This window comes from Neoaquamicrobium sediminum (assembly GCF_013240295.1).
Classification (GTDB): Bacteria; Pseudomonadota; Alphaproteobacteria; order Rhizobiales; family Rhizobiaceae; genus Aerobium; species Aerobium sediminum.
Map to the genome: position 1 here is coordinate 686,615 of NZ_JABETK010000002.1, position 14,307 is coordinate 700,921.

The window sequence follows — 14,307 nt, forward strand, 5'->3', positions numbered from 1 at the left end:
AACTCCGAAGTGCCTGATTCATGACCTATTGCGTAGGCCTCAAGATCGACCGCGGTCTCGTCTTCATGTCGGACACGCGCACCAATGCCGGGGTCGACTCGATCTCGACCTTCCGCAAGATGTACACGTGGGAGACACCGGGAGAGCGGGTGCTCGTGCTGCTCGCGGCTGGAAACCTGGCCACCACGCAGGCGGTGGTGAGCCTGCTCGACGAGCGCTCCAAGGCGCCGGAGGACCGGGAACCGTCGATTCTCAAGACGCCGTCGATGTACCAGACCGCGCGGCTGATCGGCGATACGGTGAAGGAAGTGATCTCCAGCTCGGCCCCGGTCGGCCAGAGTGCCGACGCGTTCGGCGCATCCTTCATTCTGGGCGGGCAGATCAAGGGGACCGAGCCGCGGCTTTTCATGGTCTATCCGGAAGGCAACTTCATCGAGGTGAGCGACGACACGCCGTTCTTCCAGATCGGCGAGACGAAATACGGCAAGCCGATCCTCGTTCGCGCCTATGATCCGTCCATGACGTTCGCCGAAACCGTCAAGCTGCTCATGGTATCCTTCGATTCCACCGTGAAATCGAACCTGTCGGTGGGCCTGCCGCTCGATCTTCTATTCTACGAGCGTGACACTTTCGAAGTGACCTACAGAAAGCGCATCGGCTCCGACGACGCTTATTATCGGGAGATTTCCGATGGTTGGTCGGATGCTCTGAAATCGGCCTTCAAGAGATTGCCCGACTTCAAGCCTTAGCCTGACCTTTTCAGCATAAAGAAGGGCCCGCGAGCGGGCCCTATTTGTTTTCAAGCTCAGACTCGGATCAGCCGTATGGCGAGCGGCACTGGCGACGCGGTCCGTTATAGGGCTGATACGTGTTGTCATAGGCCCTGTAGGACCGGTAGCGCGAATAGCACCAATCGACGTGGGCGTTTCCGCCACGCGGGCGGTAGCGGATCGGCGGTTCCTGAGCAGCGATCGCGCCGCCGATGATGGCGCCGGCGATGAAAGCTGCCGGCGGGAACCAGTAACCGTTGTGATAGCGGTAGCCCGGCCTGCGATCACGGTAGCCACGATGGCCGCGGTAGAACCCACGGCGGTCGCCACGATAATGGTGACGATAACCATCCCGGTAGCGCTCACGGTACTGAACTTCAGTCGGGCCCAGTCTTTCCCATGCGGGTGCCGGCGAGGGCATCGCCGCGTTCGCAGGCGCGACGAACGGCACCGATAGCGCCATCGCCGCAGCGCAGATACTGGAAACGATCTTCAACATGCCGGGTCTCCTTGCGTCCAACAAATCGTGCGTTCCAATCCCTTCAAGCGCTTAAACGATTATTCGACCGGAACGTTCCGGAAGGCTATGCTTCTTTATAAGTGTCTACAAGCTACGCTCTTGTATTAGTCGCACTACCTGGAAGCAGACTAAACATCGTCTTCCGCGATAATACCGCCTTCGTTTTCCAGCGTCGCAATTCGCGCCACTTCCGATCGCGTGAACTTGAGCCGTACCCCGGCCCCGCCACCGTCCTCAGGGATAAATCGGACGCCGCCATGCTCGAGCGCCGCTGCGATGGCATCGATCGACTCCGGCTCGACAGGTGTGCGGCCTGTTTCGAAGTCGGCGATCACGGCGGCAGGTACTGCTGAAGCGCGAGCCAGGTCGTCGATTGTCCATTCGATCAGCGCGCGCCCGGCGCGGCATTGTGCAGGCAGCAATTGCAGAGCCTTTCCGATGACTTGACGCGAAATCGTATCAACCGGCAGATTGTGCCGCAACGCCCTTTGATAGATGCCGCGAGGCTGCAAAGGCAGGCGGTTGAGCTGCCTGGCTGTACGCTTGTTTTTGCGGTTGACCGCGTCAGGCGCGCTCCCTATGTTCGCGCGCAATTTCCAGGCCGCTTCGGGCGCGCCACGGGAGCGCGTAGCTCAGTTGGTAGAGCAACTGACTTTTAATCAGTAGGTCCAGGGTTCGAGCCCCTGCGCGCTCACCAGAAAATGCCCCGTCTATATCTTCCTACGATTTCTGTCTGGCTCGGCGGCAGGCTCCGCACTCGGATCGTTGAGTTTTTCGCAAAGCAAGGCTGCGGAGCTATAGGATAGCCCCACCAAAGACAGCGAACCGAGTTTTGCGGGCTCGTCATGCCAATTGTCCCATACCATCCAGGTGCCGAAGGGTTCCTCGATGCGCTCAAAACGATTGTTGTCCTGCACTGCTGTCCCGCCTGTCTGCTCCGGGAGGGGCCTATCGCAGCGTCAGGGTTTACGATGCGTTAATGCGGGTGGCTTTGTGTGCGATTTTGGCACAATCGGACGCTGCGGAAGCTTCGTCCGAACCGGGACGACGCGCAAGCAATTCGATCCCCGGCAGGTGCAGCGACCCTATGACACGTTTTGATGATTGGAGCGCGTGCGCGCCAGCGTCTATATCGTGGCCAAAAATCGAACTGACGCAGGTAACGATCATATGGCAGTGGACGTCGGCTATCTCAGCGCTGTCGGAGCAGGCGCGATCTCGTTTCTTTCGCCCTGCGTCTTGCCGCTGGTTCCGCCTTATCTCTGCTATATGGCGGGGGTCTCGATGGACGACTTCCGGGCTGGCGAGACAAGGCAGGGCGGTGCCGCCGCCGTCGCGGCAAGCCCGCCGCGCCTGGCGTTGATGAACGCCTCCTTCGCTTTCGTGCTGGGCTTTACAACCGTATTCGTGGCGCTGGGCGCCGGCGCCTCGACCATCGGCGGGCTGCTGCGCGTGTGGCAGCAGGAGCTGGCGATGGTGGCGGGCGTGCTCATTATCGCCATGGGGCTCAATTTCCTCGGTGTGATCCGCATTCCGCTGCTGTCGCGCGAAGCGCGTTTCCAGCCCGGCGGCAAGCCGGCCAGCATGGCGGCAGCCTATGTGATGGGGCTTGCCTTCGCCTTCGGCTGGACGCCTTGCATCGGGCCGGTGCTGGGCCCGATCCTGACGCTTGCCGGCGGTCGAGATACCGTCGGCGAGGGCGCGCTGCTTCTGGCCGCCTACTCGTTGGGCCTCGGCATCCCGTTCCTGCTGGCCGCGCTGTTCTCAGGCGCGTTCATGCGGTTCCTCGGGCGTTTCCGCATGCATCTGGGCCGTGTCGAGAAGGTCATGGGCGTGTTGCTCGTGATCGCCGGCGTGCTGTTCCTGACGGGCGGCATCCAGGCGGCATCCTACTGGCTGCTGGAAACCTTCCCGACGCTCGGCACGCTGGGCTAGGCGCGCCGCAGCCTTTCGCGCAGCCATGCCACCGGGAAGGTGGCAAGCACGATGCCGGCCATGACCAGCGCGATGCCGGCGATGTGGAACGGTTGCAGCCGTTCGCCCAGAAAAACCACCGCCAGGAGCACGCCGTAGGGCGGCATCAGGTACATGAAGACGCCGGTCAGCGAAGGCCCAAGCTGGCGCAAGCCGAACTGGAAGCTCGAGAATGCCAGCAGCGAGGCGAAGACGACGATGCCGGCAATGCCGCCCCATGCTGAGCCGGTGGAAGGGATCGCTGCGCCGTTGAGCCATTCGAGCATCGCGACCGGAAGCAGGAGCAAGGCCCCGACCGACGCGAGCAGGCCGAGAAGGCTCGCATTCGACAGCTTCTGCAGATAGGGCGCGCGATAGATGATCGAATAGGTAGCCCAGGCGATTGCCGCGGCCACGAACAAAAGGTCGCCGACGTTGAAATCGAGCGAGAACAGCGCAAGCGGGTCGCCGCGCAGCACGATGGTCGCGATGCCGACAAAGGCGATGAGGGAACCCACGCCCTCGCGCAGGCCGATCGCCGCCCCCGGAACACGGCCTCCAGCAGCAGGATGATGACAGGCGAGGTCGTGTAGATCAGCGTGCCGTTGGTGGCCGAGGTCCATTGAAGGGCGAGATAGACCGCGCCGCCGCATACGCACATGCCCAGGAAGGCGAGCAGCGCCAGCGTTTTCCAATGCGCGCGCACGACACTGCCGATGACCGTGCGTTCCCGCAGCATGAAGGGGAGAGCGCCAAGGCCACCGCCAGCCACCGCAGGAAGGCCAGCATGAACGGCGAGACTTCGCCGATCGTGCCACGGCCGAACACCAGATTGCTCGAGAAGAACAGCGGCGCGAGCAGCATGATCGGTATTGCAAGCCGGGTCATGCGGGAGGTGTTGTCGGTCAAGGCATGATTCCGGTAGCTGGAGTTCATTCGCCGCCGTTGCATCGTCTGGCAACGAACCGGGAGGATTGGAGCGGGCCGATCGTGGTGTTACAGAGGATCGGATTCCCGTTCAATCGATAAGCCGGAACGCCTCAATGAGCCAAAGAACGTGCCTGTCCGTCATTCTCGCCGCTGGCGAAGGAACCCGGATGAAGAGCGCGCTGCCCAAGGTGCTGCATCCGATCGCCGGCCTGCCGATGGTGGCGCATGTCGTCAAGGCGGCAAGGCGCGACGAGGCGACCGAGGTGGCGGTCGTGGTTGGGCGCGAGGCGGACACGGTGCGCGATGCGGTGCTGCCCTTTGCGCCGGAGGCCGAGGTTTTCCTGCAGTCCGAGCGGCTGGGTACGGCGCATGCGGTGCTGGCGGCACGCGAAAAGATCGCGCGCGGCTATGACGACGTCCTCGTCGTCTTCGGCGACACGCCGCTGGTGCAGGCCGAGGCGCTTGCGGACCTGCGCGCGGAACTGGCCAAGGGCGCGGCGGTCGTCGTCATGGGTTTCCGTGCGCCGGACCCGACCGGCTACGGACGGCTGATCGAGGAGAACGGCGCGTTGGTCGCGATTCGCGAGGAACGCGACGCGAGCGCTGCGGAGCGCACCATCGATTTCTGCAATGGCGGCCTGATGGCGATTGCCGGTGCTCATGCGCTGCCGCTTCTCGACGCGGTGAAGAACGATAACGCCAAGGGCGAATACTATCTGACCGACATCGTCGAGATCGCCGCCGGGCAGGGGCTGAAGGTGGTGGCGACGGAAGCGCCTTACGAGAACGTGCTCGGCATCAACAACCGGCTCGAACTCTCCGAGGCCGAGGCGATCTGGCAGCGCCGGCGGCGGCGGGAACTGATGCTGGACGGCGTGTCGATGCTCGACCCCGACAGCGTGCATCTGTCCCACGATACCGAGATCGCGCCGGACGCGGTGCTGGAACCGAACGTGTTCTTCGGCCCGGGCGTCAAGGTGTCCGCAGGCGCGCGCGTCCGCGCCTTTTCGCATCTCGAGAAGGCGATCGTCGGCGAGAATGCGGAAATCGGCCCGTTCGCGCGGCTGCGTCCCGGCGCGCAGATCGGCACCAAGGCCAAGGTCGGCAATTTCTGCGAGGTGAAGAACGCGGTCGTCGACGCGGGCGCCAAGGTCAACCACCTGTCCTATGTGGGCGACGCCCATGTCGGCGCCAAGGCCAATCTCGGCGCCGGCACTATCACCTGCAACTATGACGGCTATGCCAAGCACCATACTGAGATCGGGGCAGGCGCATTCGTGGGAACGAATACCTCCTTGGTCGCACCGGTGACCATTGGCGAGGGGGCCTACATCGCTTCCGGCAGCGTGATTACGGCGAACGTGCCCGACGATGCCCTTGCCTTCGGCCGCGCGCGGCAGGAGAACAAGGAAGGGCTCGGGCGCCGGCTGCGCGAGAAGCTGGCGGCCCATGCGGGCAAGTAACCGTATCGTCAGGCCTTTGTTGTAGGCGGCGTCTGCTGCATTTATGGGATATGAACTGAAACCATATGTGATTTCTGCGTAAGTCTCCGGAACACTATCAATCCGGCGGATCGGGGCGGAACGGGAAGGGTTTGGAAAGATGTGCGGAATCGTTGGGATCGTCGGGCGCGCGCCCGTTGCGCCGCTGATTGTCGACGCGCTCAAGCGGCTGGAATATCGCGGATACGATTCGCGGGCGTGGCGACCATCGACCACGGACGGCTGGGTCGCCGCCGGGCCGAGGGCAAGCTCGTCAACCTTGAGAAGCGGCTGGGCGAGGAGCCGCTCGACGGCACGATCGGTATCGGCCACACGCGCTGGGCCACCCACGGCGTGCCGAACGAGACCAACGCGCATCCGCATTTCTCCAACGACGTCGCCATCGTCCACAACGGCATCATCGAGAACTTCGCCGAGCTGCGGTCGTCGCTGATCGCGGACGGCTATGAATTCGCCTCGCAGACCGACACCGAAGTCGTGGCTCATCTCGTCTCAAGGGAGCTGGCGAAGGGGCTCGGCCCCGTCGAGGCCGCGCACAATGCGCTGAAGCAGCTCGAAGGCGCGTTCGCGCTCGCCATTATGTTCCGGGGCGACGAGGATATGATCATCGGCGCGCGCAACGGTCCGCCGCTGGCCGTCGGCCATGGCGAGGGCGAGATGTATCTGGGCTCGGACGCCATCGCGCTCGCCCCGTTCACCAACGCCATCACCTATCTGGAAGACGGCGACTGGGCGGTGGTACGCCGGGGCGGAATGGAAATCTTCGACATCGAAGGCAACCCGGTCGACCGCAAGCGCCAGCAGTCCGTGGGCAGCAGCTATCTCGTCGACAAGGGCAACTACCGCCACTTCATGGAGAAGGAAATCTACGAGCAGCCGGAGGTGGTTTCCCACACGCTGGCGCATTATCTCGACTTCGCCAACGGTGTCGCCAAGGATTTCGAAACGCCGTTCGATTTCGGCAAGATCGATCGCCTCGCCATTTCCGCGTGCGGCACGGCCTATCTGGCGGGGCTGGTCGGCAAATACTGGTTCGAGCGCCATGCGCGCCTGCCGGTCGACATCGATATCGCATCGGAGTTCCGCTATCGCGAAATGCCGCTGTCGAAGCAGAGCGGGGCACTCTTCATCTCGCAGTCGGGCGAGACGGCCGACACGCTGGCTTCGCTACGCTATTGCCGGCAGGAGGGGGCTGCCGATCGGGGCGATCGTCAACGTGCGCGAATCCACCATCGCGCGCGAATCCGACGGCATCTTCCCGACGCTGGCAGGCCCCGAGATCGGCGTCGCGTCCACCAAGGCGTTCACCTGCCAGCTTTCGGTGCTGGCCTCGCTGGCCGTCAAGGCAGCAGCCGCGCGCGGCGAGGTCGATGCCGAGGGCGAGAAGCTTCTGGTGCGCCAGCTTTCGGAGGCGCCGAAGCTTGCCAACCAGACGCTGAAGCTCGCCGGGCAGATCGAGAAGCTCGCGCGCGACCTCTCGCACTACAAGCACGTGCTCTATCTCGGCCGCGACACGAACTATCCGCTGGCGATGGAAGGCGCGCTCAAGCTCAAGGAAATCTCCTACATCCACGCCGAGGGCTATGCGGCGGGCGAGCTCAAGCACGGGCCGATCGCGCTGATCGACGAGCAGATGCCGGTGATCGTGATCGCGCCGCATGACCGCATCTTTGAAAAGACGGTGTCGAACATGCAGGAGGTGGCGGCACGCGGCGGCAAGATCATCCTGATTACCGATGCCAAGGGCGCGAAGCACTCGACCATCGACACGCTCGACACCATCATCGTGCCCGACGTGCCGGAGATCATCTCGCCGATCGTCTATTCGCTGCCGATCCAGATGCTGGCCTATTACACGGCGGTGTTCATGGGCACCGACGTCGACCAGCCGCGTAACCTCGCCAAGTCGGTGACGGTGGAGTAGGCGTCAGCCCGCCCTGAGCAGGCGCACAGCGTCGTCGCGGCCGTAGAGGTAGAGGAGGACCCGCAGTGCTTCGCCGCGAGGTGAGCGCAGGTCGGGGTCGCGGTCGAGCATGAAGCGCGCGTCGTCGCGCGCGATCTCCAAAAGGTCGGAATGGTGGTCGAGCCGCGCCACGCGGAAACCCGGCGTGCCCGACTGGCGCGTGCCGAGCAATTCGCCTTCGCCGCGCAGCTTCAGGTCTTCCTCGGCGATGCGGAACCCGTCCTCGGTCTCGCGCATCACCGACAGGCGCTGCTTGGCGACGAGGCCGAGCGGTTCCTTGTAGAGAAGCACGCAAGACGAGGGCTTGTCGCCGCGCCCGACCCGGCCGCGCAACTGGTGCAGTTGGGCGAGACCAAAGCGCTCGGCGTGCTCGATGACGATGATGGTGGCGTCCGGAACGTCCACGCCCACCTCGACCACAGTCGTGCCGACCAGAAGCCGTGTTTCGCCTTCCTTGAAGGCGCGCATGGCCTCGTCCTTGTCGCGGCCGTTCATGCGGCCATGGATCAGGCCGACTTTTTCCGCGAAGACCGGCTGCAAGCTGGCAAAGCGGTCTTCCGCCGACATCAGCTTCACTTCCTCGGATTCTTCCACCAGCGGGCAGATCCAGTAGACCTTCTGGCCCTCGGCAACGGCCTTTCTCATGCGTTCCACCAGTTCGCCGAGCCGTTCCAGCGGCAGCGTCACCGTCTGGATCGGCCGGCGGCCAGCCGGCTTTTCGGTGAGCCGCGACACGTCCATATCGCCGAAGGCGGTGAGCACCAGCGTGCGCGGGATCGGCGTCGCCGTCATCACCAGCATGTCGACGGCCTCGCCCTTTGCCGAAATCGCCAGACGCTGATGGACGCCGAACCGATGCTGTTCGTCGATGATCGCCAGCGCGAGATCGTGGAAGACGACGCTTTCCTGGAACAGGGCGTGGGTGCCGAGCACGAAATGGATCGCGCCGGATGCGATGTCGGCAAGGATTTCGGCCCTCTCGCGGCCCTTTTCGCGACCAGTCAGCACGGCGGCGCGCAAGCCTGCGCGCGCGGCAAGCGGCGCGATGGTGGCAAGGTGCTGGCGGGCGAGGATTTCCGTCGGGGCCATGAGCGCCGCCTGACCGCCGGCCTCGGCCGCCCGCGCCATGGCGAGCAGGGCGACGACCGTCTTGCCGGAGCCGACGTCGCCCTGCAGCAGGCGCAGCATCCGGTCGGGCGAGGCGAGATCTGCATGGATCTCTTTGAGTGCAGCTTCCTGCGAGCCGGTGAGCGAATAGGGCAGGGCGGCGCGGATCGCCGCCTCGAGCCTGCCATCGCCGACGAGTGGCCGGCCCGTCGTCCGCCTGATGCGAGCCCGAACGAGCGCCAGCGCGAGTTGTCCAGCCAGCAGTTCGTCATAGGCAAGACGCCGCCAAGCAGCGCCTTCCGGTGAAATGTCGAGCGGGTCGGCGGGTTCGTGCAGCCGGTGCAGCGCCATGCGAATGGCCGGAAAACTGTGCTGCCGCATCAATTCGCCATCAAGCCACTCCGGCAGATCGGGGAGGCGGGCGACGGAACCGAGAATCGCGCGGCGAAGCACCTTGCCGGAAAGCCCGGCGGTCAGTGGGTAGACCGGTTCCACCAGCGGCAGGTCGCCCGCGCGCGCTACGGGCACCATGTGGTCCGGATGTACCATGGAGGGGCGGCCGTTGAACCACTCCATGCGGCCGGAAACCAGCATGCGCTCGCCTTCCGGCAGGGCTTTTGCCAGCCACTCCTGCCGGGCGTGGAAGAAGGTCAGCGCGATCTCGTCGCTCTCGTCATACGCATAGACGCGATAAGGCACGGAGCGGTTGCCGCGCGGCGGCGGCTGGTGCCGGCCGATAGTCACCTCGAGAGTGACCACGACGGTCTCCGGCGCGTCGGCGATCAGGTAGCGAGTGCGCCGGTCGATCATCGAATGCGGCAGGACGAACAGCAGGTCGCCGACGCGCGCCTCGCGACCGCCCGTATCCATTGGCACCACGTTGGCGATCAGGCCGGCCACTTTCGGGCCGACGCCGTCGAGCGTGGTGACGGGTGAAAACAGCGGATCGAGCAGGGAAGGGCGCATCGGCCGACCATATGTCGGCAGACCGTGTCCGCAAAGGCTGACATTGGCGTCGCCAGCCGCTATATGCGCCATTCATCCATGGCTTTCCACAGACCCTTGGGGTTTTCCCGATCATGACCGGAACCACGCGGTCCAGCGCCGATCTCGACATCCGCCGCCGCAAGGCGCTTTTCCGCTCCTGGCACCGGGGCATGCGCGAGGTCGACCTGATCCTCGGCAGCTTTGCGGACGGCGAGATCGGCCGGCTCACCGATGGCGAGCTGACGGCCTATGAGGCGCTGATGGCGGAGCCCGATGCCGATATTCTGAAATGGGTGACGGGCGAGGCTGCTGTGCCAACCCGCCACGACAACGAGGTGTTCGCGAAAATCCTGACATACCGCGAAGCGCCCCTTGCCTGAGTGACGACCGAACCATGAGCCTTATCGACCCCATCCGCCTCGCGCAGGACGGCCCCACCGTCGTCGACGGCGTTGCCGACGGATATGAAGCCTTCGCGCTGGCGGCGGTTGCCGCCGGGCTGGGCGAGCAACCGCTGGTCTTCGTCGTTCGCGACGGGCAACGGCTGCCAGCCATTGCCGAAACGCTCGCCTTTGTCGCGCCCGACCTGCCGGTTCTCGAACTGCCTGCCTGGGACTGCCTGCCCTATGACCGCGTTTCGCCGGGCTCAGACGCCGCGGCGCGGCGGCTTGACGCCATGGCCGCGATGGCGGCACTGGCCGAGAAGCCTCATCGTGCGGTGATCCTGGTGAGCGCCAACGCGCTTTTGCAGCGCATGCCGCCCGCGGATGCGATCGCTGCGCAGAGTTTCGTGGCGAAGCCGGGCAACCAGGTGGACATGAACGAGCTTGCCGCCCGGCTGGAAACCAGCGGTTTCGAGCGCGTTCCGACCGTGCGCGATGTCGGCGAGTTCGCCGTCCGCGGCGGCATTCTCGATCTCTACGCGCCGGGCGACGATCCGCTGCGGCTGGATTTCTTCGGCGATACGCTGGAATCGATCCGCGCCTTCGACGTGGCCAGCCAGCGCACGACCGGCCAGCGCCCGTCGCTGACGCTCAAGCCGATGAGCGAGGTGACGCTGACGCCCGACACGATCAGCCGTTTCCGCCGCGCCTATATCGAGGCCTTCGGCGCGCCCTCGCGCGACGACGCGCTCTACGCGGCGGTCAGCGAGGGCCGGCGCTTTGCCGGCATGGAGCACTGGCTGCCGCTGTTCTACGAACGGCTCGACACGGTGTTCGACTATCTGCCGGACGTTCCGGTCGTCTTCGACCATCTGACGCGCGAGGCGATCGGCGAGCGCCATGCGCTGATCGAGGACCATTACGAGGCGCGTGTGCGCCAGCCGGCCGCCGGCATGGGCGAGGCCGTGCCCTACAAGCCGGTGAAGCCGGAACTGCTCTACCTGACGCCGGACGAGGTTTCGGGCCGCACCGCCAGCCGCCGATCCGCGGAGTTCACCCCGTTCGAGGTGCCGGAGACGAGCGGCCGCACGCTGCGCAACGCTGGCGCGCATGGCGGAAGGAACTTTGCCGAGGAGCGCGCCGACCCCAAGGCGAACGTGTTCGACCATGCCGTTCGCCACATCGCCGCGTTGCGCGCGGCGGGACGTCGCGTGCTGGTTGCCGGCTGGAGCGAAGGCTCGCTCGACCGGCTGACCCAGATCCTCGCCGAACACCAGCTCGAAAACCTGAAGCGCGTCGGCTCCCTAAAGGACGCGGCGAAGCTCAAGCCGGGTGAGGCCGGCCTTGTCGTGTTGCCGCTCGAAGCGGGTTTCGAAACGGAGCCGCTCGTCGTCGTCGCGGAACAGGACATTCTCGGCGACAGGCTGATTCGGCGCAGCAAGAAGCGGCGCAAGGCGTCTGATTTCATTGCGGAAGTTGCCGCACTATCGGCCGGCGACATTGTGGTTCATGCAGACCATGGCATCGGCCGGTTCGTGGGCCTGCGCACCATCGAGGCTGCCGGCGCGCCGCACGATTGCCTCGAAATCCGCTATGCGGGCGACGACCGGCTTTTCCTGCCGGTCGAGAATATCGAACTTCTGTCGCGGTACGGATCGGATGCCGCCGAGACTGTGCTCGACAAGCTGGGCGGCGTTGCCTGGCAGTCGCGCAAGGCGAAGCTCAAGCGCCGCCTGCTGGAGATGGCGGGGCAGCTCATCAATCTCGCCGCCGAGCGGCAGATGCGGCCGGCGCCCGTCATCACGCCGCCGGACGGCCTTTATGGCGAGTTTGCTGCGCGCTTCCCCTATGACGAGACGGACGACCAGCAGGCGGCGATCGATGCCGTCAGCGACGATCTCGCGGCCGGCCGGCCGATGGACCGGCTGATCTGCGGCGATGTCGGTTTCGGCAAGACCGAGGTTGCGCTGCGCGCCGCCTTTCTGGCGGCGATGGAAGGGTTTCAGGTGGCGGTGGTGGTGCCGACGACGCTTCTGGCCCGCCAGCACTTCCGCACCTTCAGCCAGCGCTTTTCCGGCCTGCCTGTCACCGTGCGGCAGGCTTCGCGGCTGGTCGGCTCCAAGGAGCTGGCCGAGACGAAGAAAGGGATCACCGACGGCACAGTCGACATCGTGGTCGGCACCCACGCGTTGCTGGGCTCATCGATCACGTTTAGAATCTCGGGCTGCTGATCGTCGACGAGGAGCAACATTTCGGCGTCAAGCACAAGGAACGGCTGAAGGAGCTGAAGAGCGACGTTCACGTGCTGACATTGTCGGCGACGCCGATCCCGCGCACGTTGCAGCTTGCGCTGACCGGCGTGCGCGAGCTGTCGCTAATAACCACGCCGCCGGTGGATCGCATGGCGGTGCGCACCTTCATCTCGCCCTTCGATCCGCTGGTGATCCGCGAGACGCTGCTGCGCGAGCGCTATCGAGGCGGCCAGAGCTTCTATGTGGTGCCGCGCATTTCCGATCTCGCCGAGGTGCGGCAGTTCCTGGAGGAGCAGGTGCCGGAGCTGAAGGTCGCGACCGCGCACGGACAGATGCCGGCGGGCGAGCTCGACGACATCATGAACGCCTTCTACGACGGGCAATACGACGTGCTCTTGTCGACCACGATCGTCGAATCCGGCCTCGACATCCCGACCGCCAACACGATGATCGTGCACCGCGCCGACATGTTCGGCCTCGCACAGCTCTACCAGTTGCGCGGCCGGGTGGGGCGCTCCAAGCTGCGCGCCTATGCGCTGTTCACGCTGCCGGCGAACCGGACGCTGACGCAGCTTGCCGAACGCCGGCTCAAGGTGCTGCAGTCGCTGGACACCCTTGGCGCCGGCTTCCAGCTCGCCAGCCACGACCTCGACATTCGCGGCGCCGGCAACCTGCTGGGGGAGGAGCAGTCGGGCCACATCAAGGAAGTCGGCTTCGAGCTCTACCAGCAGATGCTGGAGGAAGCCGTCGCGGAACTGCGCGGCTCGGGCGAGGTCACCGACGGAAGCTGGTCGCCGCAGATCGCCATCGGCACCTCGGTGATGATCCCCGAAGGCTACGTGCCGGACCTTCAGCTTCGTCTTGCGCTCTATCGCCGGCTTGCCGATCTGGAGACGCCGGAGGAGATCGACGGGTTCGGCGCGGAACTCATCGACCGCTTCGGCCCGCTGCCCGAAGAGGTCGACCACCTGCTCAAGATCGTGTTCATCAAAGCGCTGTGCCGCAAGGCCAATGTCGAGAAGCTCGACGCAGGCCCCAAGGGCGTGGTGATCCACTTCCGCAACAAGGCCTTCCCCGACCCGGCCGGGCTGGTGCGCTTCATTGGCGAGCAGGGCTCGCTGGCCAAGATCAGGCCGGACCACTCGATCGTGCTGATGCGCGAATGGCCGACCGCACAGAAGCGGCTGGCCGGATCGGCCGTGGTGATGACACAGCTCGCGCGGCTGGCGGAGAAGGTAGCGGCTTAAGACGCGGCGGGTTTGTCCAGCTCGCCCTTGGCCTTTGCCGCGGCGACCTGCCTGATGGCGTCGGCGAGCGTTTCGGCGTCCTGCGCGCCCATCACGGCGTATTTGCCTTCGAGCAGGAAGCAGGGCACGCCGCGAACACCCATCTGGGCGGCGGTCGCGATCTCGCTCTGCACGGATTCGGCGTCGGCGTTGGACGATAGCAGTGCCTCGACCAGCGGGCCGTCCATGCCGGCTTCGACGGCGGTTTCCACGAGTACGGCGCGGTCGCCGATGTCGCGCGCTTCCTCGAAAAACTGTTCGAACAGCCGCCGCACCACCGGCCCCTGCGTGCCGGCGGGGGCCTTGGGCGACGCCGCCCAGCGGATCAGCCGGTGCGCGTCGAGTGTGTTGGGCGAGGTCTGGATGGCCTCGAAATTGAAGCGGATGCCTTCGGCCTCGCCGAGCTGCGAGACCTGGGCGTGGATTTCCTTGAGGCGCTCCGCGCTGCCGAACTTGTTCAGCATGTATTCCTTGCGCGGCATGCCGCCGGCCGGAATGGTCGGGTCGAGCTGGTAGGGACGCCAGCGGACGCTGACCGGAACGTCGCCGGCGAGCGTCATCGCTGTTTCCAGCCGCTTCATGCCGATGAAGCACCAGGGGCAGACGACGTCTGAAATGACGTCGACGGTGATGCCGTTTTCTTCGCTCATGTCG

At 65.1% G+C, this 14,307-nt stretch carries 10 protein-coding genes, 1 tRNA gene and 3 pseudogenes; 7 read left to right on the top strand and 7 right to left on the bottom strand.

The window, feature by feature from the left end; all coding sequences use genetic code 11:
- Positions 1–20: 20 nt before the first annotated feature.
- The gene (locus HK436_RS15185) at positions 21–749 is read left to right on the top strand and encodes a proteasome-type protease (protein ID WP_173191087.1); all 729 of its coding nucleotides are present in this window, start codon (positions 21–23) and stop codon (positions 747–749) included.
- Positions 750–816: 67 nt separating this feature from the next.
- Here the strand turns inward: HK436_RS15185 and HK436_RS15190 are convergent, their stop codons facing one another.
- Positions 817–1,269, bottom strand: a complete 453-nt coding sequence (locus HK436_RS15190; RefSeq protein WP_173191089.1) for a BA14K family protein — start codon at positions 1,267–1,269, stop codon at positions 817–819.
- A 149-nt stretch (positions 1,270–1,418) separates the two neighbouring features.
- The gene (locus tag HK436_RS15195; RefSeq protein WP_244648986.1) at positions 1,419–1,772 is read right to left on the bottom strand and encodes a helix-turn-helix domain-containing protein; all 354 of its coding nucleotides are present in this window, start codon (positions 1,770–1,772) and stop codon (positions 1,419–1,421) included.
- 139 nt (positions 1,773–1,911) lie between these two features.
- On the opposite strand from HK436_RS15195, the gene HK436_RS15200 reads away from it, so the two are divergent.
- Positions 1,912–1,987: transfer RNA gene (locus tag HK436_RS15200), tRNA-Lys, on the top strand.
- 13 nt (positions 1,988–2,000) lie between these two features.
- On the opposite strand, the gene HK436_RS15205 is transcribed toward HK436_RS15200, so the two are convergent.
- Positions 2,001–2,207 carry a hypothetical protein gene (locus tag HK436_RS15205; RefSeq protein WP_173190140.1) on the bottom strand — a complete coding sequence of 69 codons (207 nt, stop codon included), beginning with the start codon at positions 2,205–2,207 and terminating at the stop codon, positions 2,001–2,003.
- A 253-nt stretch (positions 2,208–2,460) separates the two neighbouring features.
- On the opposite strand from HK436_RS15205, the gene HK436_RS15210 reads away from it, so the two are divergent.
- Entirely contained in the window at positions 2,461–3,225 is a 765-nt protein-coding gene (locus HK436_RS15210) for a cytochrome c biogenesis CcdA family protein (RefSeq protein WP_173191091.1), read from the top strand.
- Here the strand turns inward: HK436_RS15210 and HK436_RS15215 are convergent.
- On the bottom strand, positions 3,222–3,761 hold the full coding sequence (locus HK436_RS15215; RefSeq protein ID WP_173191093.1) for a DMT family transporter: 540 nt from the start codon (positions 3,759–3,761) through the stop codon (positions 3,222–3,224). The genes HK436_RS15210 and HK436_RS15215 overlap by 4 nt on opposite strands.
- Before the next feature lie 80 nt (positions 3,762–3,841).
- Positions 3,842–3,982, bottom strand: a pseudogene (locus HK436_RS33590) (DMT family transporter); the annotation flags it as partial.
- A gap of 304 nt (positions 3,983–4,286) precedes the next feature.
- Here HK436_RS33590 and glmU point away from each other — a divergent pair.
- Together glmU and glmS are read left to right on the top strand one after the other, a co-directional pair.
- On the top strand, positions 4,287–5,636 hold the full coding sequence (glmU, locus tag HK436_RS15225) for a bifunctional UDP-N-acetylglucosamine diphosphorylase/glucosamine-1-phosphate N-acetyltransferase GlmU (protein WP_173191097.1): 1,350 nt from the start codon (positions 4,287–4,289) through the stop codon (positions 5,634–5,636).
- Between the two features lie 139 nt (positions 5,637–5,775).
- A pseudogene (gene glmS, locus HK436_RS15230) lies at positions 5,776–7,599 on the top strand (glutamine--fructose-6-phosphate transaminase (isomerizing)).
- Positions 7,600–7,602: 3 nt separating this feature from the next.
- On the opposite strand, the gene recG reads toward glmS, so the two are convergent.
- Entirely contained in the window at positions 7,603–9,711 is a 2,109-nt protein-coding gene (gene recG / locus HK436_RS15235; protein WP_173193505.1) for an ATP-dependent DNA helicase RecG, read from the bottom strand.
- A gap of 113 nt (positions 9,712–9,824) precedes the next feature.
- Between recG and HK436_RS15240 the strand changes: the two genes are divergently transcribed.
- On the top strand, positions 9,825–10,112 hold the full coding sequence (locus HK436_RS15240; protein WP_173191099.1) for an FAD assembly factor SdhE: 288 nt from the start codon (positions 9,825–9,827) through the stop codon (positions 10,110–10,112).
- A 14-nt stretch (positions 10,113–10,126) separates the two neighbouring features.
- Positions 10,127–13,614, top strand: a pseudogene (mfd, locus tag HK436_RS15245) (transcription-repair coupling factor).
- On the opposite strand, the gene HK436_RS15250 reads toward mfd, so the two are convergent.
- Positions 13,611–14,303: a DsbA family oxidoreductase gene (locus HK436_RS15250; RefSeq protein ID WP_173191101.1), complete on the bottom strand. Its 693-nt coding sequence runs from the start codon at positions 14,301–14,303 to the stop codon at positions 13,611–13,613. The pseudogene mfd and the gene HK436_RS15250 overlap by 4 nt on opposite strands.
- Between the last annotated feature and the right edge of the window lie 4 nt (positions 14,304–14,307).